We start from the raw sequence: 18,073 nt of genomic DNA, 5'->3' as shown, positions 1-18,073 counted from the left end.
TGGAATACTGCGTCATACACCGCCTTCCCCGACCTGGTAATTATGAATCGGTTCACAAATAATGTTGAAGGCTTAGATGTCATAAATAAATTCTATTAGGCCGGAGCGAGATTTGAGTCCGTTTGATCCGTAAAAAGGTGCTTCTGGCAGACCTTTTGTAATGACTATGAATGCGTCGCTCCTCAAAAACTCATCGGTTTCAAGGAGTGCAATATACCCGGGCGGCAAAGCGTCTGGCTCTAACTGCATGATGCCTTTATCGAATTCGGATTTCGATAAACAACCTTTCGCAATAAGCTCGAGTGTTGCTGCCTTTTGGAAACTTTGGAGGTCAAAGAATGTGCGAGCGGGATTTGTCAAATCTTCAAACTGATCATGAATGTTAGCGGTTTTTGATTTGTACTTGCCGATTTCCCTGGGCCACGGTTTTATCGCCTTCAGCTGACTAGGGAACAAATAATAAAAATCAAGCATGCGAAACAGGGGCCAACTAATTGGCGTGCTACCAGTCGCATTGAGAATTGATATTATTCTGTAAAGGCAGTGGTTTGCATCGAAGGCTGGGTGATACATCAGCATTTTGGCTTCTCCCAGATCAAGTGGCACTTACCAGTGAGAAAATATAACATCCCTGAAATCATGTACTGATCTATTGTGAAGTCTTCCGCCATAATCTCCCGGTAAATGGTATCGACAATTCCGTTGAGGATTACCCCGTCGATAACATCATTCGGGACATTTTGTTTTATTAGCGGTCGAATGGATTCTTCGAAGCCAAAACTAATTTTTTGGAGAATGTAGAGAAAGATAGCCTGTCGTCTTCGATTGAGCTGGGACTTCATTAATCTCTTCGCAAAGGTATCTTTGCGCTCGATTGCTACCTCTACCAAATCCTCACGCCCCCCGTTTTTGAGTTTTTGCTCCAGCCCGATCATCGGAGACTGAGTTTTCTGGTTGGTAAAAAAATCCAGACGTTCGATGAAGTACATGAAATCTTCATCGTGCTCACTCAACTCTTGGATTCTTGCAAGTGCGCGAGTAATTGCAGTCGGATCTGCAGGGGGTAGGTTGATGACGTAGTTGGTGTCATCACCCACACGTACGCCGCCCTGGATGCTTGAGCCCCAAATGCTTGCTTTATTCATTTGGACGAGTTGTTTGTGTCGTTGCCCGCCCGCACTGAACCATGAACTGTGGAACCCTTGATGTTCACGGTATTGCTTCCAGAGCGTCCTTTTGTACCGGCATTAATCAATGCTACGCATAATGCGACGGTCACAACCACCAGGAGGCACATCAGAGCGAACAGTTCGGTATGTGTCAGATTCTTGAGGTAAGGCGAGGAGATGATTTGCGGATAAACCGTGTACCCCACCAGGCCAGCTAGCGCCGCACTGCCGCAATACTTGACAGCGCTTTTCCAAAATTCGTCCATGATGAACCCAAGCTTGTGGTCAAAACGCTATCATGGTGTATTCGAGGGCCATCGTAAAGGCACGGAATCGCGAACTCACGCAATCAGGTGCGATCCGAATGCGATAGCTTTTTTGGACATGTAGCCGCTTCCATACCTAGGCAGGTGTCCGTTTAGATCGACGCATCTGAGGCTTCCTCTCAAGCCTTACGTCGGACGCCCTCATGCTATGTATTAAGCTTCTGCCATTTTAAGAAAAGGATTATCTGACGGTACCGATTCTAAAAGTGACTTCGGCTCCGCAAGCAGATATCCCTTCAAGGTCGTTTTCTTCCTGGGACCTTGTACCTGGCATGTCCAGATGTTCAGACCGTTGTCTCGCTTCCTGTGGACCTTCAGTTTCTCGAACTGCTTCTGTACCCAACGCCATTCTTCAATCTCCTGATCTGAACCCTGCGAAACGCCAGGAAACTCCTGGACATAACGTTGGAAGAGACCAGGCGTGACCAGAAATATGCTGCCACTCACCGTGTGGATTTTGGCCTTGCTGTCGTTGATGACTAGCTTGTGGCTTAGGAGGCCTTCCTTGACCCAATTCAGGAATACGTAGCCAGGGTTATCCGAAGGGAGGGTTGAAGTTTCAAGAGCGTTTTTTGACGGTGCATCACTGGCCTCAGGCTTTTCCAACTCGAACATGTCCAGCAACGTTCCGAGGTAATCGGCATCCTCTAGCGCAAGGGGATCGAGTTGCGATGTGCTTTGAGTTGATCTTGTACTGACTGCCTTGGGACCTGGTGCCTTTGCTGGAGTTTCAGCCGGGGTGTCATTGGCTGCAATGCTCACCGTTCCGCTGAAAGTTTCGGGCCGGTCTTCACTACCCCAGATCAACGCCGGCTGAAGGCGCAAAAAGGTGAAGCTCTGCTGCCAGTCTCCCTGTGTCACTTGCGCAGTCCAGATCGCTTTACCTTCTGGAGTCGACTCGACCAGCCCATGCGATTGCAGTTCGTCGAACACAGCAATATTCGAGGAGGGAATGCCCTCAATCGATTGCGATAGCAGATAGGCTCGCAACTTGTCGGTGACGGTCTTGCTGACCAGCCAGAGTGCGTCTTGAGTCAACCAACCCGCGGCACCCGGCTGGTTGAGTTTCAGCTCGTGCTGAACCAGATGACGCAGTCCGCTGATCAAGTGATGTTGCAACGAATGAATCGGCGCTTGCAGCGCCTTGATTGGGTTACCGCCAATGTTCTGCGCAGTGGAAACACGGTCGGCTTGAATAACCAGCTCACCCAGCACGCCGGCACGTTCGTACTGGCCCGCCAGCACATACAGCAGGCTCGCCCACGGCGACGGAAAACCACTGAGCCAGTCCAGGATAGGACGATCGAGAATTTGGGTGTAGAGCAAGCCTGCGGCGGCACCGTGTAGGTGGTAGTCGCGGCCTTTGAGGTAGCGAAAACGGTAGGGCTGATCCAGGGCACCCTGCCAAGGATGCCATACACGGCCATCCTGGCGTTCGACCAGCAGGTCTACGGCGATCTTGCCGATGTCATGCAGTAGGGCACCATAAGCAATACCCGCCGACCAGGCATCGGCCTGGGCGGTTTGGTCTTCGGGCGCAGCGCCGGTGGGAAGCAGATAGGATTGGCGCAGTTTCAAACTACAGGCGACCAGTTCCAGTCCATGGTCGAGCATACCGCCGAGATACGCATGGTGGTGGGTCTCGCTGGCCGGGAGTTGCTGGACCTGTTCGGCGTAGCGATGGATCGGATCTAAATAGAGCTGGATGAACTGTGCGTGGGAGAGGGCGGTGTACTGCCAGATGCGATCGAGCAACTGGCGGCGGTGCTCCGCAGCTAACAAGCTGTGAGCCGACTCGATGGGCAGGTAACCTTCGGCGACGTTGACGGTCAGTGGCGGAGAGGGCTTCTGCCTTTTGCGGCGAAACAGGCTGAGCATCGTGACCTCCGGGAAGTGGCTGGGTCAGTGGCCTTTTAGCCTTTTCGGATAGGGCTTTTACCCTTGCCCCCCATTCCTTTCCAACCCTTACCGTCCTTTTGGCGCGTGTCCCTTTGCGCGGCAATCGGAATATCGATACTGCTATGCATCGTTTTGTTGGGGCTAGTACGGCAAAGAAAAGAGTCGGTACACTGCGGTGCATATTTTTTGGGTCTTGCCATGAACCTCACTGACGCTACGCTCGTGCTGCTGCTCGCGGCACGTATCCATGGGACCGACAAAGCCGTCCGGGCCTCGGCGAAGAGCGTGGTCAAGAAGTTGCCGCGCAGTAAGCGTGATCTAATCTACAAGGTAATCGATAGCCGAAGCCCGCTCGAGCTGGTGGATTATCTGGCGCAGAACCTGGATGCGGAATGACAGGCTGCGAGTGTGTGCAAATCCCTTACTCCTTGCATCAGAGCCCCCGCAGCATGGGGTTTCTGGGCGCAGAAAAAAGGGCCCAACTCGTGTTGGGCCCTTTGATGCGATTGCAGCGGTGAGATAATGATCACACTACATCGTTCATGCATCGTGAGTCATCCATTATCATCTGCTTCCGTTGCTGCTCCAGGTTGAGTACAAACTCCGAGGCGCTTCGGGCCTGACCACTGGCGCGAAAGATCGCCCGTTTGTCAGCCTTGAGCATGCCGAGCCAGGAGTCGATGTAGCCCTCGTGCCGCAACTCCCCCTTTATACCGGCGTAGGCACATAAAAAAGCAGCGCCCATCTCGGCGATCAACTCCTCAAACGCGTAGCTTGGCGAGCCGAACGGACAGGCTGACGTCACGCCGTCGCGCTGCAACCGAGCGTGATGCCCGGTCCAGTGCGTCAGCTCATGAAGTGCAGTGGCGTAGTACCCGCCTTCATCGTGAAATTGTGTTTTTTTCGGCAGTTGGATGAGATCCCTGATCGGGTGGTAAAAGGCCTCGTCGGCGGGCCGATGAACGATGCATGCACCTGAACTTAACAGCAGATCTTCCGCGGCTCTGTTGGGCTGGAAGGGATCAATCTGTTCCGTCTCGAGCAAGGTGTCATTGAGCGTTTCGAGCCCCTCCGTTTGCTCGATGTTGAACAGAAAATGCGTCCTGAGAATGCCGAAGTGAGCGATCTTCGGTTGACCGTTTTCATCGAGTACGGGTTGGCCTGACTCGGTCTGTTCCTCGCGCTCCATCGGCTTGTAAAGCACCGCTAGAGTGCTGTGCTCACCCTTACGAATGTGCCCGCCAGCTTTTTTGGCTTGATTGAAAGTCAGCCAACGATCTTGAGCGAACCCCTGCGACCTGGCCTCGGCCCAGAGCAGCGGTAAATTGATGCCCGAATACGGACGTCGCGTGATGGCGTTGACGGGGTAGGGTTGATGACCGATGTGAGCGGAGCCACTTGAGGACCAGGGTTTGATCCAGGGTGCAACGCCTTGGTCTAACGCAGTAACGATCTTGTCAGTTACGTCTTGGTAGATATCGCGCATGGCAATTTCCTCGAGAGAAAAACGGAGGAACGCCGTGCCCATCGGGGAGGGTTCCCCGTTTGGGTGATGTGCTGGACAGGTGCAGGTCTTGCATGCCGTTCGAATGTGGAGTTGAACGCCGCCCATTGCGCTTAGCGCTGGTGTTCTCCTTCAAGCGCTATCAGCAAGGCGCTAGGCTGATCCGGCTCTTGGAGTAGGCTCAGACTCAATTGCAGCAACGGGTCGTGGCCTAAGTGATCGGCTGGTTCAATATGCATTACCTCGAACAGCACATAAGGCTTGTGCGGAAAGGCCAGGTGGGCTTCGAAGGCTGCGCGCAATACGTGGCTCAACCGATCGACCTGCAGCTTCTCAGCGTGATCGGATTGATCGAGCAGTACTGCGCGTTGCCACGCGCCAGGAGTGAACACGATGGGCAACCGAAGGGTGTTCAGTGTTTCCGGTGTAAGTGAGTCGGGCATGGTATGTCTCCGTTGAAAACGCGAAGAAACCTGTCCCGTGCGGAGAAAGATTTCCCCGCAGTGGGTTGAAGAGAATCAAGAGGGCTTACCTCACGAGCAGAGCTCGAAATGCGCTCATAAGAGCAGTAGGCGTTCATCACCGTAGAAACGGTCACCGTGCGAGCTACCGAACGCTAATCGCACTTGGGGGGAACCATCATCGAAGTGACGTAGCCTTGAAGGTTCTGGCTACCTGGGAAAGTGCTGTCGATAACAGCGATCCGTACCTTGTATTTAGCCGGACGATTTATCTGGGTCAATCGCTGTAGAGACGATGTTTCGCGGAGCTTGTCTTCTGGCTTCCAATGAGGATTTTTCGACCGGGGAAACTGATAAACGGTCAGGCATGGGCCGTTTTCGGTAGTAGCCTATTCCTCTAGGCTCAACCATGAAAACGTTCAGAAGAGGACGAGACCATGCCGACTCAACAGCCTGTTCAGAATTCACGTGCCCACCGCTGGGCGTATGCCTGTGGTCTTTCGGTGAAGCGTGGTTACCGCAGGTTGAAAACTTTTGAATCCCACGTGGTTGAGCGTGCGGAGACCGCAGGTGTGCCCGCAGGTAAATTTCTTGTTCGCGGGAGTTCTCTGATTGCCAAACTGGCATTGATCGGAGGATTGCTCTTTGTCAGTGTTTGGCTGGTTACCTTCATTGTGATGATGCTGGCTGTCATCACTTTGCTATGGCTCAGGGCTTTTATTGGTGTCGATCGCGAAGATAAAAATCCAGGGCCAGACTACCTAGGAGCTGATCTCTACATCGGCGACTTCGACGACAATGGACATTATATAGGCGACAGCAAGTCATCTAATTGAGCGCTTAGCAGCACCCAATATTTGATCCGTACCTTTGCTCGCTGAATCACTTGCAGCTTTGCTACCGTTCGCCAACATGCCTTGAATCCCGTTGCCGACTGAATATCCGGCCCAACTCATTGCCCCGAGAAACAGCATCGGTAGCACGATGAACATCGCCCCCATTACATACTCGATCACCTGCGCCGTAACTGTTCCATCCATGAAGCCGGATGTGGGCAGCGACAACAGCACCTGATTGGACGCTGACACCTGGTTGTACAAGGTGTCGAGCATGCTGGAGTCGACCCAGCGGGCCAACTCCCACCAAAAACTCAGCATGTGCAGCGTGAACAGTGCGAACGTCACCGTCATGACGGTCTTCAGCTGGTAGGTACTGACCAGCAGGATCAGCGGCAAGCTGATGATGACGCCCATGATCAGGAACGCCTGCACCATCGGCAAGGCTGCACGTAGTGCATTCATTGCCGGGAAGTTGCTGAAGGAACCGAGGGCCAACCCGGTATTGGTGGCCAGGTTATTGAGTCCCTGATTGATCGAACCGCCACGAGCGCTGGAGCCGTAGTCTTGGTACACCTGTCCGGGCGACATGGTCATTGATTGCTGGCGCGGGCTGACCAGCTCGCGAAGGGTGGCATCTTCGATCTCGTTTCTTGAACGCCCAGTCAACCAACCTTTCAGCTGAGTCAGCAACGAAGGATCGACCTGCTCGATCAAGCGCTCGCGTAGCCCGACACCACTGTCGCTCCACCACTGCTTGCAGGCGGGGTAGCCCGCGCCATTCTCCAGCCGCGGCAAGGAAACATCGCGGTTGTCGTCATACGGCCAGCTGACTCTCGGTGTACGTGAGCGATCCTTATCGTAGTAGCCGGGTGTGTCGAGAAAATAGCTTGAACCGATCCACGCTGCGTCGTGACTTTGTGCTTTGTCCAACTGAGGACGGTTGGTGAACAGCCGAGAACGGGAATAGCCGTAGCAGTCGCGAGTGAAGTCGGCGACTTCCTGCAGCAGGACCTGATTATCGATGCGCGAGCTGTCGATCTCCATTCGCATTTGTCGGATATCCGGTGCGCAAGGGATGGAGGCTGTGGCTGCCGCAGTTACGCCTTTGCTCAAAGCATGCACCAGAAACCACCAGATCGGCACATTGGCAGAGCGTTCGCCAATGGTATTGAAGGTCGTCCCCCAGGCGGTTTCTGCTGGTTTGGCCACACTCACGCCGCAGCGCTGGCTCGCCACATCATCGAACGTCATTGACGAGAGGCTCAACGGAAAGACCGGCGCGCAGCCGAACAACACGACGATGTAGGCCAGCCATAACCGATTTTCGATCCGCGGCACCGAGAGCAGTCCCTTGTTGCCCTCATCCGCACCTTGCTGACGGGCAGACAACCATTCCTGCAAGATGATTGCACCAAAGGGCGCGGCGTATAGCCCGGTGTCGGAAAGAACACTCCAAAGGCCGTTGTTGATGATCCAGGCGAGCAGAGAGAGGTAAAACTCCAGGTAGCTGTTTGTGCTCATGAGCATGGTGGTGACCTCACAGGCGGGTGAGTTCGACGCAGGTAAAGAGCACGAGCCCTAATGTCCCTATGCGTTTCACGCGCAGTCGATCCTGTGGTCGATGTCGGTAGCGCCGAAGCAGGTCCCACCAGAGCGCAAATAGGGCGGCGTAGAGCAGGGCGCGCCACCACTGCAGGTAAGGTCGTGCGGATTCGAATGCCTGCTGCCAGACTTCTAAACTACCCAGCGCAGCGCGGCCGACCCAGGCGACCAGTGCGGCGGTCAGGATCATCACTGCGGCAATCCCCAGACTCGAAAGCAAAGTGAATAGCGGTGAGCGTTTCATGGTTCACTTGCGCCTGGCGTCAGCATCATTGAGGCGACCCGGCTCAGGGTCACCTTGCTCGACGGTGCGCGAAGCATCGGCGCCACCGGCATGCCGGTCGAGCACCAAGCTGGCGGTATTGGTCGTCAGCATTTGCCTGACCTGCAGCTCGGTCTGCAGCAGGCGAATTTCGCGCTCTAAGGCGTCGATGTTTTTCGTTAAGGCGATCTGGGCCGGCTCGGCAGAGGCGATGTTCGGTTCGTGACTGCCTGCCAGCAGCGTGCGCAGTAGCAGCAGTGCCTTGTCGAGTACGCTGGATAGGGCCGTCTCACTGGCCAAACGCCGTGCCAGCAGATCCTGGTCGGGATCGTCACGCAGTGCTTCGACCACGCCACGGGTTACCGGCAGCATCGGGCTGGAGGCTTTAGCCAGATTGTCAGGAGTAGACGGCAGCGAGCCGGACAGTAACCCTTGCAGTGCTTTGAGGTGTTCGCTGTAGGCCTCCTGAATCAGCGGCGTCAATCCGCTGCCAGCGGTCGCACGCAGTGTTTCGCAGCTGTCGCAGGTCGAGACTTCGCTCTCGCCCAACACGCGAACGGCCCATTCGGATTCCTCCCGCGGTGAGGCCCAGGTCTGACAAATGGCACCACCCAGGCAATCATTGTTACTGACTGAGGTACTGTCAGTAACCGTCCGGTTATGCAGCAGGTTATAGCCCGCGCGCACCACGTCGGCAGTCACCCGAATGGGCGTTTGCCCATCACCTCCGGCCTTTGAACCGCCGACCCAGGCTACTCCATTGTTGCCGTTATGGGCCTCGGTGTTTTTCACCGCGGCCACCGCATCACCGCCGGTTTGCTCCAGATTGCCTTGCATTTCTTGGTTCTTGGCCAGCGCACCCCAACCGGCTTGACCGACCTTGTCCGCCATCTTTTCGGCCATGGCCTGGCAGGTCAGTTTGGAGCGGTCGAAGTCGATGCGCCCCTGCATCACCCCGTTACTGAGCAACTCATAGAGACCTGGGTTGGCGCGCTGTATGATCAAGGCCGGCAGCGACATAACGGCTTGGGTCGCGTTCTGCACGATACTGCCCATGATCTGCTGGAAACCTTCGGTGACGCCGTTCAGCTGGTTTTGCAGGGTGTTGGTGAGGCTCATGTTTCCGCACATCATGTTCGCTCGCCAAGACCCTCCGACACCGAGACCACTGGGTCGATAGAGCGAGCTCGGTGATCCGACTGCCGAGCCGCCACCAATGGTGTACATCACGCGGTCATCGAGCACTTCGCCTTGAGTGCCCAGGCGGTAATCGTCTTCGGCGGAGTGGGCATGCGCGGCCATGGCAAGCAGTCCACAGAACAACAGACTCATCGCGCCCAACCATGGTCGTGCCAGAAGCCGACTCATGAAGCACCTCCTTCGAAGTCGATGCTGAACAGAAAGGTCTGTCCCTCACGTTTGCAGCAACTATAGGGACGCCAAAGCGACCAGGCGTAGCCGCCATCCGCGCTCTGGACTGGATTGCTGGGGAAGATGGCGCACATGGGTTGAATTTGGGGGGAGAGCAATTGCCATTTGTGGGTCGAAGCGTCGTTTTCGACGATCGGGCCAGGCGGCCAATAGCCGTCGTGTCTGGCTGGTATGAGTGGTAAGTACACGTGCGGCTGCCAGTTGCGGGTAACCACATCACCTGCCCGTTGCGCCATGACTGCGGCTGCCTTGAAATCATCGGGCTGTACCAGAAAACCTTGCCGGGGATAAATGTTGCCCCACATGTTTCCTAAGACTTGACTGCCGACTTCGCGGACCCCAGGCACAAGTGACTCGGGGTAGAGATTTTCCGGTATCCCATGGCGCCAGGCCAGTGAGTCCAAGGTACTCAAGTAGTAGGGCATAAAGGCAGTTGCGCCGCTGGCGCAGGCGTAGCCGGATTGCGAAGCCAGTTGCGTGGCTGCCCATCCGCCAGGATGGCCGATACCATCGACGTTCTTGAAGCGGGGCAGGTTGTCGCGGTGAGGGTTCGGGGTGATCAGGTTGCCGCCTCCTTCCGCGCCGCTGGTGGGAGAGGAAAGGGTAGCCATCTCTGTCCAGGGGTTATTGCCGGTGGTGGAGTAGCTCGAGACCACCAGCTCAGGAATGAAATGACGAACCTTGGTCGAGGTTTTGACTGTGCAGCCGAACGGCGTGCAGAGCAGCCAGAAACAAATGCCGACGACCCTGTATTCGAGGCAGTCTGGCGAAAGCACGGAGGACGTGATGCTTCCGGTGTCCAGAGCCACGCTTGGGCCGCATGCCAGCAGGATGCTCAGTGCCAAGGGTCTTAGCTTTGCAGGCGATATCGATGAGCAAATGGCAGTCATAATCCAGGCTCAATATGTATGGCCTGGGCAGATTCGGTGAGGGGCTGAAGACTGTCAGCGGAAATTATGAAGGCCAATCTATCGGCTTTGTGATACGTAAGACTATTATTTGACGTGAAGGGAGCTACGCAGTACCTCGGGTTCCACAAGTAACTGATCTGCGGTAATTTCGAAAACGCTCGCGAGCTTAAAAAGAACTAACAACGACGGATTGCCCGTGCATCGTTCAATTTGACTGACGTAGGTGCGATCGACCTCGGCCATGAGCGCGAGCTGCTCTTGGGAAAGGTTTTTCACGCGTCGCATCAAGCGGATGTTTTCCGCCAATTGCAGACGCAGCTGTTCGTAGTCGTGAGTCATGCGCGCAAATTGCGCCTTGAGGGACTCTCAATCCACGGGATATAGTCTGCATTAGCGCTGATCTATGCCATTTGAATGCTTATGGCTGTTACCTAGAGCCTAAATGTTTTAGAAGCTGGCCTTTGCGTCTGAAAATAAATCAGAAAATTAGGTGTGTATGGACGAAAACTACGTTTCAATTCCTGCGGCGGATGGTTGCCCAAGTCTTCTGACGCCGTGGGGTAGCGAATTTTCCTCAATGATTGAGCGTGGCGTGCAATGCGCGCAGGCCTGGCTTGATGCACCTGGCGAAATACCACTGTGGTGGGAGCTGGCGCAAACACGCAAGACTCTTCCTGTCGGTGACTGCCAGGATGCCTTCGAAGCCGGATTTTTGTTGAGGATTCAGCAGCGTCTCCGAGGTGTACGGAAATAAATGTTATTCGCTTTAGAGCGCTGAATAGGTTTACCTATACAGGGGCTATTCCTCGCGCTCTATCGATTCGCTCCGCTACTCGATATGCCGCTTCCAGCTCAGAGCAGCCAGTGTTTTGCATCAGTGTCCAGCGCTCGGCTTTCTCCTCTGGCTCAGTCATGGCCAGGGCGAGATAAAGACTAGGCGGCACGGCCCGAAACAATGTTTCGAGTTTCTTCGATAGCACCACTCCTTCGGTGTATTTTCCCGGCTCTTTGCTGGCGGAGAGCAGCAAGGCTTTCTGTGCCGGCGTGAGTTTCTTGAACCGTGCGATTTCTTCGATTTCCGCCGGCGGCATGTTTAAACAAATCCACCATTCGATCATGTTGAGCATGGTCTGCGCAGCCGTGGGAAAGTCCGCAAGGTTTTGCGTGGCGAGCCAGAACCAAGCGCCAAGCTTGCGCCACATCTTCGTCCCTTTGACCACGAAGGGCGCCAGCAACGGGTTCTTGGTGATGATATGCCCCTCGTCGGTGACCATGATGATCGGTCGGCCCAAGTACTGGTCGCGCTCTGCGAGGTTGTTTACGGTGTTCATCAGGCTGATGTAGCTGATGGACATCTGGGCCTCGTAGCCTTCGCGAGCGTAAGTGGCGAGATCGACGATGGTCACATCGCTTTCCGGCCACGGAGTGCCTTCACGGTCGAAGAGTTCACCCTCGAAGCCCTGGCAAAAGAGATCGATGGACTCGCCCATTTCCTGTGCACGTTCGCGACGCTTTTCCGGTAAGCGCGAGTCCGTGGCGACGTGCAGTAGAGCGTTGCGCACATCACGTGTCAGTACCTGACGGTTCGTTGCGACACAGATTTGCGCCGCATCGAGAATACACTCGCGAATCAAGCTACGATCAGCTCGAGTCAGTCGCGCCTCTTCCTTGGCCTCGCCGCCGGTGATCATCAGGCGCGCGGTGATTTCCAACTCGCCGAGAACATCGCGCTGGTCCTCGCGACCGGCTACTGCTTCATCATCCCACTCATCAATGGAAAGACTCGCCACCTGATCCGGTTGCTCGACCAGGCGCCAGGCGTCGCCGAATGGGGCGAGACTGACCGGGGCACCCGGTTTCAATTGGACCTTGTTGATCGACAATCCCTGTGTCGCGAAGTAGTCGCCCTGCAGGCCGAACGAGTTGCCAGCTTCTACGATAAATAGGCGAGGGCGGTATATAGCCATGATCTGCATCAACAAGGTGACTAGGGTCGCCGACTTGCCAGCGCCGGTGGGGCCGAATAACAGCAGATGGCCGTTCATAGCCCGGTCTAAACGCGACAACGGATCAAAGCTCAAAGGCGACCCGCCACGATTAAACAGCGTGATACCCGGGTGGCCGGTGCCAATACTGCGGCCCCAGGCTGGAACGAGGTTCGCCAGGTGTTGGGCGAACATCAGGCGTGTGTACCAATTACGTGTGTCGCGGGCTGTGTTGTAAACCATCGGTAACCAACGCAGGTAGCTGTTGCAGGCGGCGACTTCATCGCCCTCACGCACCGGTTGTAGCCCCGCGCCCAACAGCGCGTTCGTCAGGCCGACTGAGCGTTGGTGCAATTGCTGTTCATCGTGACCACGCACGTAAAATGCCAGGGTGCCGCGGTACAGCTTATGCTGTCGGCCAATGATCGCGCGAGCCTCTTCAACATCCTGGCGGGCCTGGGTCGAGGCAAGGTTCTCACCGATCGCTTTGCGGGCCAGACGGTTCAACTGATCCTCGAGTACATCCTGCGGTTTGACCACCAAGGTCAGACTCATCACCGTGCCTTCGGGTAATTGATCGAATAGCGCATTCACCGCGTCGCCCTTGCGGATTTCGCCAGTGAGTTGACCAATCATTGGCGCCCGGCGCAGTTTATCTACCACTATGACCCGGTGGGGCTGATCATCAAAAAACCAGAGCCCATGCCGCACGTCCGAACGCGGTTCGTTATAGAACAACCGTTCGGCAAAGTCGTGATCAAAGGGCAGTTCCAGCGACTCGCTCTCGCTGGATTCCGGATAGGCCACGCGGCGGTAGAAATCTTCGGGCGATTCACCTGTGAGCTTGGGGGCTGGATTGAACCAGGGCAACAACCAGGCATACAAACCTCGACCATCGACTCGCGTCGATTGCACCCCGCACGCCTGCAACGAAACAGCGATACGTTCGCAAGTTTGTTGCAGCGATTGCACTGGGTTGAGTCCCGCCTCCTCACCGTCATACTCAAGCCAGCGATAGATCACCAATCGCACCCTACGGTTGTTTCCTCGCCAGGGCAGGCGCATGACTGCCTTATCCTCGAACAGGCCGCTGGGCTTGGTGATGGCTTTCAGATGTCGGCGAATAAGTTCCAGGTACGCTTCGGTGAAAACCGTGCCCCGGGCGCTGCCCTGAATATAATCTGTGAGCCGGGTTAGGTAAGGAGTGAAGTCGTTGTCATCCTGGCAGAAAAACTGCGCCACCCATGGCGCTTGATCCAGCTCATCAAAGCTATCCTGCAGGGCATCTTCGAGGGCATCGCGGGCTGCCATTAGCCAATCGGGTTCACGTCCTTCGGTGCCGATGGGCAGCAACTCGAACACCGCCCCCACAGAGCGATTGTCATCGAGCAGAAAACACTGCTCGGTGTCGAGGTATTCGACCCATGGCAGATGATCGGTGAAGCTGGGATTGTGCGTATAGAGCGCAGCTTCGTCAGCCAATGTGGCGCGTGGGCGCAATGGGTTGCGCCAGGCTTTCCAGGCAGAATTGCGGTTGCCCGCATCATTGCTACACATTACAGATCTTCCTGGCGTTCACCCGGCAGTGCGTACTGAACCCGTTGGTAGAATGGAAAGACGGTCGAGTACCCCGGCACTGGTGCCTGCTCGGTACCACTCAGATGCGGATACACGTACATCACCAAATCAGGATTGGGCAGGCGAGGGAACAGGTTGCGAATTTCATTCGCTGCTGTACGCGTATACGGTTCCTGGAGCGCAGCGGAGAGATCTGTTTGAGCCAACGGGCGACGCAACTGTTGCCGAGCATCCAACAGTTGCTGTTGAGTACCCTGTGAGCCGGTGCCGTTCCAGATGTCCAGCATGGTTTGCTCGCCATGCGGCAAAAGTGTGTCCTTGTCGGTGGAACACCCCGTCAGGACCCAGCAGAGCAAGCTAATCCAGATCAGATAGAGACGTAGGATCTTTTTCATGGCGAACGCTCCGGCCCTTAGGCTCGTAGTCGATGGTGATCTCATGGTCGAGGTGAAGGGCGACTTCTGCTGCCGGTGGTACGTACACGGCAGCAAAGGCTTCGCCATACAGTTTGTTGACCCACTCTCGAATGTCGCTGGCCCCACCACTGAGAATTGAGGTCAGTGCGCTATTACCACTGTTGTTAGTGACCCCGAAGGCACTGCCGCCCGAACTGATGACGCTGCTGTTGTTCTGTTCATTCCCGAGCAGGGCGGCGACGCCAGCACCGGCGGCAGTGATCAGAGTCTGACTGCCCAAGTACTGCTGAGCATTCGAGCGACGCTCGCCGGCAATGCAAGGAATGCCATACGGATCGGAGAGGTAACCGAGTCCACCGCGGATCTTGTCGGTGTTTGAGCTCTGGGTGGTGGAGGCATTGCGGCTGGCTACCGCCTTCGGCTGAGGCACCGTGCGGATGGTGCCGTCGGTAAACACAAAGGTGATCGACTCGACTTGTCCGCGGACACAAGACAGGGTCCAGTCGCCGGACGCCGTGCCACTCATTACGGCGCCCGCGACGTCCGGCAGGTCGATGCCGTTGGCCGTTAGGTTCTCGGGGCCGACTAGCACCTTGAAGGGATAGGGATCATTCACGGTGCCGTCCACAGGGGCTCGGCCGATCAGCGCGGTCATGGCGACCGAGCCCATCAATGTCGCATTTTCGGGAATGGTGTAGACAGGCTTCGCACCTTCGGTACGATCACCGGGGCGCGTCAGGTCACGCTCACCCTTGGTGACCTCGCGTAACTGCTTTTGGCTGCGGTCGATGGCATTGTCCTTCAAGCCCTCGAGCGAGTTGAAGGCATTAGGCAGACTCGGTGCGGAAGAGGTCTTGGTTTTGCCTCGGGCTTCGGTGGAGGGAGCATCCGAGGGTTCAATCCAATGAAGCGCATCGTTGGCAGAATGCTGTCCTTCGAACTGGTCCCCATCGCCCGGTTCAAGCCCCAGCCCGATCGGCATATCCTTGCCTTTGCCGGCCAGCCCCGACAACTGTTCCTGCAATTGCGTCAGCAGACCGCGAGCCTGACGACTGTCTTGTTCCGCTTTGAGGCGTGCTTCATTGGCTTGTCGGCGGCCTTCGTCTACCTGCTGGGTCACACTGCCAAGTGCCGTCTGAATACGCGAGTCGACGCTGTTTTCCCGCTCACGTAGACGGTTGTTTTCCGTTTGCAGTGAATCATTGTGTTTCTTCAAACTGAGCATGTCGCTGCGCATGGCTTTCACTTGACCTACCAAGGTGGCGACCGTGTCGCGTGGGGTATCGCCCGCAATGCCGAGCGACTTGGCCTGCTCGGCAGATAATTGAATATCGCCCTGATCAACTGGGTGCTCTGGAGAAGGCATGCTGCCTCCAGCGTCCCAGCTTTTCATGATGATCAGTACCACGCCCAGCAGCGCAGCCGGTACCAGCCATTTGAGTAAGGCGTTAGCCTTCATCGTCAGCACCTCGCGCAACGGGCGGAAGCATCAGGGCGTGTTCGAGGCCGGCACCTCGAGTGATGAGGTAGGCAATAGTGGTGTCTTCCGCACTGCCGACCGGCCCGAGGAAAGCATGCTGGAAGGTCGCGGCGAACAGCTTTGCCTGAAGCTGACGCGGATCTAGTTGCACCGTCGCTGTACCTCGATTGCGCAACTTCACGGCCGTCACCCAATAGTCACCGAGCCGCCAGGCGGCGATGGGTGTGCTGGAAACGTTTTCGCTCGGCAGCAGGGTCGGCAGTTCGGTGCGCAGCTTGAGCGGGACGCGGCGTACGCCGGGCAGGGACTCCACGGTGCGCAGCGGGGCGTACAGGCTTTGCGCGGCATAGCGCGTTAAAGCGGCCTGGATCGGCGTACGTTCTAGAACAGGGGCGGCGCTAGCTTCGGCCTCGGTAGCTTGCCCCTGAGCATTTTTGAGAATACGCACCGGCTCCAGGGGGTGATCGCCAGGCGTGGCCGCGATATCCAAGAGGATGATCTCGCCCGTCTTGACCGATTGCAGTTGCAGTCGTGTCGGTGCAATGGCTTCCGACGCGCGCAGGTACAGCGTGCCTCCAGTTGATTGCACGCGCAGTTTATCCTTCAGAGTGGAAGGCACGCCGACACGAACAGCTTCATCGACAAAGACCACTCGTTCCTGATTGATCACCAGTGGGACCGCGAGCGGTAGGCGTTCCCAATGCATCAGTTCGACGGCCTGCGCTGCAGCGCCCGATAGCATCAGTGTGAGGGTGAGTCCCAGGGTAGAAATCCGCTTCATTGCTCACCTCCGGGCAGGGAGATTTTTTGCGGAGTGCCCTGATAGCAATCCAGTGCGAGGCCCCACTTATTGCGTTCGGGGTCCAGATCGAAACGCACCACGCGTAACGGATAACGCACTACCACCCGTTTCACCGGCTCGGCGGCGTAATACTCATCAGCGTTGAGGTCGAGTGCGACCAGCCAGCTGTCGCGATCGAGTTGCTTGACCCGCAGCTCCGGATCCTCGCTGTAGCCTCGACCTAGAATTTCGTAGACCCCACGCACCCGCTGGCGCAGTTCGCCGGCGGCTTTGCGGTACTCGTAGTCGCCATCGAGGAAGGCCTTGCACGAGGGTGTGAGGTAGGGCTGCAAGCCATAGATGGCGCGGCGATAATCCTGCTCGCCATCCGAGGGCCAGCGGTTGAGTTGGCCAAAGATGTACAGGGCAAAGGCATACACATTCTCTGGGGGAACATCCCACCACTTGCGCGTGCTGCCCGAGCGCAGATCAGGGGGTACATGCACGGTCAGATCGGTCGGTGCGGAGCTCCAGCCATACCAGAGCCCGGCGCTGAGCAGGGCGAGGATCACTATCGCCAGACGCAGGCTGAAGATATGGGCCTGTTGGGCATCGACCTTGTTTCGAAATCGACTCATGGCTGCCACCGCGACAGGGCGGGGCGAAGTCGACGCGAACGGCGAACTGTCCAGGCGCCGGAATGGAGAATCAAACTTCCACGCCCCAGGCGCCAACGGCTGGCGAGTATCCATTCGAGCTTGCGGTACAACCAGGTCTCGGGACGAGCTCGTTTGGCCCGACGCAGTAGCGTGCCCCCGACCAATAACACCACTGTCATGCCTGCGATCATGCTGGTCGGCGCCACGGCAATCGACGCGGTGGCGATCGCCAGAGGAACGCCCACCAGCAGGCCAATGACGGCGCCGGTGCCGAGGGCTACCCACATTTCATCATTGGTTAAGCCGCGCAATACGGCGGGATCACGATTGAGTCGCTCTGGCAGAAAGACCAAAGTGCCGTCGGCAAGGCGTTCGATAGTGTCGTTCATGCCAACCTCACAGAATCGCGGCAGCTTTGGTGAGGAACCAGATGATGATCACCACCAACAGGGCGCCGATACCCACTACCGCGCCAAGGTCTTTCCAGGTCTTGCGTTGGTTTTGGACATCAGCGAATACGGTCAGGGAATGCCAAGCCACGCCGAGAAACGCGAGCAGGGCAATCAGCAGGCCGAGCAAAATGCCGCCGTCGTAGGCGTAGTTTTTGATTGTCTCGATCAACCCTGAACCTTCGCCTCGGGAAGGCGCCTCCATGGTCGGTAGTTCGGCAAAAGCTAGGCCTGGACCAAGGACCAGCAGCAGACCGATCAAGCGTTGGCTTGTACGATCACGCAGGTTGTTTTTGAAAGGGACAAGGCACTTGAGCATGA

General features: G+C 56.5%; 21 protein-coding genes. 3 read left to right on the top strand and 18 right to left on the bottom strand.

Annotated elements, in window-relative coordinates; translation table 11 throughout:
- Positions 1-72: 72 nt before the first annotated feature.
- The 4 genes from BMX59_RS15290 to mobH all read right to left on the bottom strand — a co-directional run bounded on the left by BMX59_RS15290 (position 73) and on the right by mobH (position 3,373).
- Positions 73-579 carry an ABC-three component system middle component 5 gene (locus BMX59_RS15290; RefSeq protein WP_093123019.1) on the bottom strand — a complete coding sequence of 169 codons (507 nt, stop codon included), beginning with the start codon at positions 577-579 and terminating at the stop codon, positions 73-75.
- Complete coding sequence (locus BMX59_RS15285) at positions 573-1,145, bottom strand: ABC-three component system protein (RefSeq protein WP_093123014.1); 573 nt, start codon at positions 1,143-1,145, stop codon at positions 573-575. Before BMX59_RS15285 ends, BMX59_RS15290 begins: the two co-directional genes overlap by 7 nt.
- Positions 1,142-1,435, bottom strand: coding sequence for a hypothetical protein (locus BMX59_RS30175; RefSeq protein WP_139212890.1), 294 nt, complete (start codon positions 1,433-1,435; stop codon positions 1,142-1,144). The genes BMX59_RS15285 and BMX59_RS30175 overlap by 4 nt, the downstream gene beginning before the upstream one ends.
- A 213-nt stretch (positions 1,436-1,648) precedes the next feature.
- The gene (gene mobH, locus BMX59_RS15280; RefSeq protein WP_093123010.1) at positions 1,649-3,373 is read right to left on the bottom strand and encodes a MobH family relaxase; all 1,725 of its coding nucleotides are present in this window, start codon (positions 3,371-3,373) and stop codon (positions 1,649-1,651) included.
- 219 nt (positions 3,374-3,592) lie between these two features.
- Here mobH and BMX59_RS15275 point away from each other — a divergent pair, with 219 nt between their 5' ends.
- Positions 3,593-3,790, top strand: a complete 198-nt coding sequence (locus BMX59_RS15275) for a DUF7740 domain-containing protein (protein ID WP_093123372.1) — start codon at positions 3,593-3,595, stop codon at positions 3,788-3,790.
- A gap of 130 nt (positions 3,791-3,920) precedes the next feature.
- Here BMX59_RS15275 and BMX59_RS15270 read toward each other — a convergent pair whose 3' ends face one another.
- Positions 3,921-4,880, bottom strand: a complete 960-nt coding sequence (locus tag BMX59_RS15270) for an ArdC family protein (RefSeq protein WP_093123369.1) — start codon at positions 4,878-4,880, stop codon at positions 3,921-3,923.
- 131 nt (positions 4,881-5,011) lie between these two features.
- A complete protein-coding gene (locus BMX59_RS15265) occupies positions 5,012-5,341 on the bottom strand; it encodes a hypothetical protein (RefSeq protein ID WP_093123007.1) in 330 nt (109 codons plus the stop codon).
- A gap of 455 nt (positions 5,342-5,796) precedes the next feature.
- Between BMX59_RS15265 and BMX59_RS15260 the strand changes: the two genes are divergently transcribed.
- Entirely contained in the window at positions 5,797-6,195 is a 399-nt protein-coding gene (locus BMX59_RS15260) for a DUF3742 family protein (protein ID WP_093123003.1), read from the top strand.
- On the opposite strand, the gene BMX59_RS15255 is transcribed toward BMX59_RS15260, so the two are convergent.
- The 5 genes from BMX59_RS15255 to BMX59_RS15235 all read right to left on the bottom strand — a co-directional run bounded on the left by BMX59_RS15255 (position 6,184) and on the right by BMX59_RS15235 (position 10,743).
- Positions 6,184-7,725 carry a conjugal transfer protein TraG N-terminal domain-containing protein gene (locus BMX59_RS15255; protein ID WP_093123000.1) on the bottom strand — a complete coding sequence of 514 codons (1,542 nt, stop codon included), beginning with the start codon at positions 7,723-7,725 and terminating at the stop codon, positions 6,184-6,186. The two genes, BMX59_RS15260 and BMX59_RS15255, sit on opposite strands and share 12 nt — an antisense overlap.
- A 10-nt stretch (positions 7,726-7,735) precedes the next feature.
- A complete protein-coding gene (locus BMX59_RS15250; protein ID WP_093122997.1) occupies positions 7,736-8,044 on the bottom strand; it encodes a hypothetical protein in 309 nt (102 codons plus the stop codon).
- A gap of 3 nt (positions 8,045-8,047) precedes the next feature.
- Positions 8,048-9,430 carry an integrating conjugative element protein gene (locus BMX59_RS15245; RefSeq protein WP_093122994.1) on the bottom strand — a complete coding sequence of 461 codons (1,383 nt, stop codon included), beginning with the start codon at positions 9,428-9,430 and terminating at the stop codon, positions 8,048-8,050.
- A complete protein-coding gene (locus BMX59_RS15240; protein WP_093122990.1) occupies positions 9,427-10,383 on the bottom strand; it encodes a TIGR03756 family integrating conjugative element protein in 957 nt (318 codons plus the stop codon). The genes BMX59_RS15245 and BMX59_RS15240 overlap by 4 nt, the downstream gene beginning before the upstream one ends.
- A gap of 105 nt (positions 10,384-10,488) precedes the next feature.
- The gene (locus BMX59_RS15235) at positions 10,489-10,743 is read right to left on the bottom strand and encodes a helix-turn-helix domain-containing protein (protein WP_046035953.1); all 255 of its coding nucleotides are present in this window, start codon (positions 10,741-10,743) and stop codon (positions 10,489-10,491) included.
- Between the two features lie 157 nt (positions 10,744-10,900).
- Between BMX59_RS15235 and BMX59_RS15230 the strand changes: the two genes are divergently transcribed.
- On the top strand, positions 10,901-11,158 hold the full coding sequence (locus BMX59_RS15230) for a LasR-specific antiactivator QslA (RefSeq protein ID WP_093122985.1): 258 nt from the start codon (positions 10,901-10,903) through the stop codon (positions 11,156-11,158).
- A 34-nt stretch (positions 11,159-11,192) separates the two neighbouring features.
- On the opposite strand, the gene BMX59_RS15225 is transcribed toward BMX59_RS15230, so the two are convergent.
- From BMX59_RS15225 to BMX59_RS15195, 7 genes are read right to left on the bottom strand one after another with little or no spacing between them, the layout of a single operon-like run.
- Positions 11,193-13,946, bottom strand: coding sequence for a conjugative transfer ATPase (locus BMX59_RS15225; protein ID WP_093122980.1), 2,754 nt, complete (start codon positions 13,944-13,946; stop codon positions 11,193-11,195).
- Entirely contained in the window at positions 13,946-14,362 is a 417-nt protein-coding gene (locus BMX59_RS15220; RefSeq protein ID WP_093122976.1) for a TIGR03751 family conjugal transfer lipoprotein, read from the bottom strand. Before BMX59_RS15220 ends, BMX59_RS15225 begins: the two co-directional genes overlap by 1 nt.
- Positions 14,325-15,842 (bottom strand): TIGR03752 family integrating conjugative element protein, encoded by a 1,518-nt coding sequence (locus BMX59_RS15215; protein ID WP_093122971.1) that lies wholly within the window; start codon positions 15,840-15,842, stop codon positions 14,325-14,327. The genes BMX59_RS15220 and BMX59_RS15215 overlap by 38 nt, the downstream gene beginning before the upstream one ends.
- Positions 15,832-16,644, bottom strand: a complete 813-nt coding sequence (locus BMX59_RS15210; protein WP_093122967.1) for a TIGR03749 family integrating conjugative element protein — start codon at positions 16,642-16,644, stop codon at positions 15,832-15,834. Before BMX59_RS15210 ends, BMX59_RS15215 begins: the two co-directional genes overlap by 11 nt.
- Complete coding sequence (locus tag BMX59_RS15205) at positions 16,641-17,282, bottom strand: PFL_4703 family integrating conjugative element protein (RefSeq protein ID WP_093122963.1); 642 nt, start codon at positions 17,280-17,282, stop codon at positions 16,641-16,643. The genes BMX59_RS15210 and BMX59_RS15205 overlap by 4 nt, the downstream gene beginning before the upstream one ends.
- Positions 17,279-17,692: a TIGR03750 family conjugal transfer protein gene (locus tag BMX59_RS15200; RefSeq protein WP_093122959.1), complete on the bottom strand. Its 414-nt coding sequence runs from the start codon at positions 17,690-17,692 to the stop codon at positions 17,279-17,281. The genes BMX59_RS15205 and BMX59_RS15200 overlap by 4 nt, the downstream gene beginning before the upstream one ends.
- A gap of 7 nt (positions 17,693-17,699) precedes the next feature.
- Positions 17,700-18,071, bottom strand: a complete 372-nt coding sequence (locus BMX59_RS15195) for a TIGR03745 family integrating conjugative element membrane protein (protein ID WP_093122954.1) — start codon at positions 18,069-18,071, stop codon at positions 17,700-17,702.
- Positions 18,072-18,073: the final 2 nt, after the last annotated feature.

The organism is Pseudomonas sp. NFR09 (assembly GCF_900111535.1).
Lineage (GTDB): Bacteria > Pseudomonadota > Gammaproteobacteria > Pseudomonadales > Pseudomonadaceae > Aquipseudomonas > Aquipseudomonas extremorientalis.
This window is presented reverse-complemented; position numbering and strand designations above follow the sequence as displayed.

Bases quoted from the DNA above. Each gene is read 5' to 3' on its own strand.
- BMX59_RS15290 (WP_093123019.1), bottom strand. From the start codon at position 579: ATGCTGATGTATCACCCAGCCTTCGATGCAAACCACTGCCTTTACAGA.
- BMX59_RS15285 (WP_093123014.1), bottom strand. From the start codon at position 1,145: ATGAATAAAGCAAGCATTTGGGGCTCAAGCATCCAGGGCGGCGTACGT.
- BMX59_RS30175 (WP_139212890.1), bottom strand. From the start codon at position 1,435: ATGGACGAATTTTGGAAAAGCGCTGTCAAGTATTGCGGCAGTGCGGCG.
- mobH (WP_093123010.1), bottom strand. From the start codon at position 3,373: ATGCTCAGCCTGTTTCGCCGCAAAAGGCAGAAGCCCTCTCCGCCACTG.
- BMX59_RS15275 (WP_093123372.1), top strand. From the start codon at position 3,593: ATGAACCTCACTGACGCTACGCTCGTGCTGCTGCTCGCGGCACGTATC.
- BMX59_RS15270 (WP_093123369.1), bottom strand. From the start codon at position 4,880: ATGCGCGATATCTACCAAGACGTAACTGACAAGATCGTTACTGCGTTA.
- BMX59_RS15265 (WP_093123007.1), bottom strand. From the start codon at position 5,341: ATGCCCGACTCACTTACACCGGAAACACTGAACACCCTTCGGTTGCCC.
- BMX59_RS15260 (WP_093123003.1), top strand. From the start codon at position 5,797: ATGCCGACTCAACAGCCTGTTCAGAATTCACGTGCCCACCGCTGGGCG.
- BMX59_RS15255 (WP_093123000.1), bottom strand. From the start codon at position 7,725: ATGCTCATGAGCACAAACAGCTACCTGGAGTTTTACCTCTCTCTGCTC.
- BMX59_RS15250 (WP_093122997.1), bottom strand. From the start codon at position 8,044: ATGAAACGCTCACCGCTATTCACTTTGCTTTCGAGTCTGGGGATTGCC.
- BMX59_RS15245 (WP_093122994.1), bottom strand. From the start codon at position 9,430: ATGAGTCGGCTTCTGGCACGACCATGGTTGGGCGCGATGAGTCTGTTG.
- BMX59_RS15240 (WP_093122990.1), bottom strand. From the start codon at position 10,383: ATGACTGCCATTTGCTCATCGATATCGCCTGCAAAGCTAAGACCCTTG.
- BMX59_RS15235 (WP_046035953.1), bottom strand. From the start codon at position 10,743: ATGACTCACGACTACGAACAGCTGCGTCTGCAATTGGCGGAAAACATC.
- BMX59_RS15230 (WP_093122985.1), top strand. From the start codon at position 10,901: ATGGACGAAAACTACGTTTCAATTCCTGCGGCGGATGGTTGCCCAAGT.
- BMX59_RS15225 (WP_093122980.1), bottom strand. From the start codon at position 13,946: ATGTGTAGCAATGATGCGGGCAACCGCAATTCTGCCTGGAAAGCCTGG.
- BMX59_RS15220 (WP_093122976.1), bottom strand. From the start codon at position 14,362: ATGAAAAAGATCCTACGTCTCTATCTGATCTGGATTAGCTTGCTCTGC.
- BMX59_RS15215 (WP_093122971.1), bottom strand. From the start codon at position 15,842: ATGAAGGCTAACGCCTTACTCAAATGGCTGGTACCGGCTGCGCTGCTG.
- BMX59_RS15210 (WP_093122967.1), bottom strand. From the start codon at position 16,644: ATGAAGCGGATTTCTACCCTGGGACTCACCCTCACACTGATGCTATCG.
- BMX59_RS15205 (WP_093122963.1), bottom strand. From the start codon at position 17,282: ATGAGTCGATTTCGAAACAAGGTCGATGCCCAACAGGCCCATATCTTC.
- BMX59_RS15200 (WP_093122959.1), bottom strand. From the start codon at position 17,692: ATGAACGACACTATCGAACGCCTTGCCGACGGCACTTTGGTCTTTCTG.
- BMX59_RS15195 (WP_093122954.1), bottom strand. From the start codon at position 18,071: ATGCTCAAGTGCCTTGTCCCTTTCAAAAACAACCTGCGTGATCGTACA.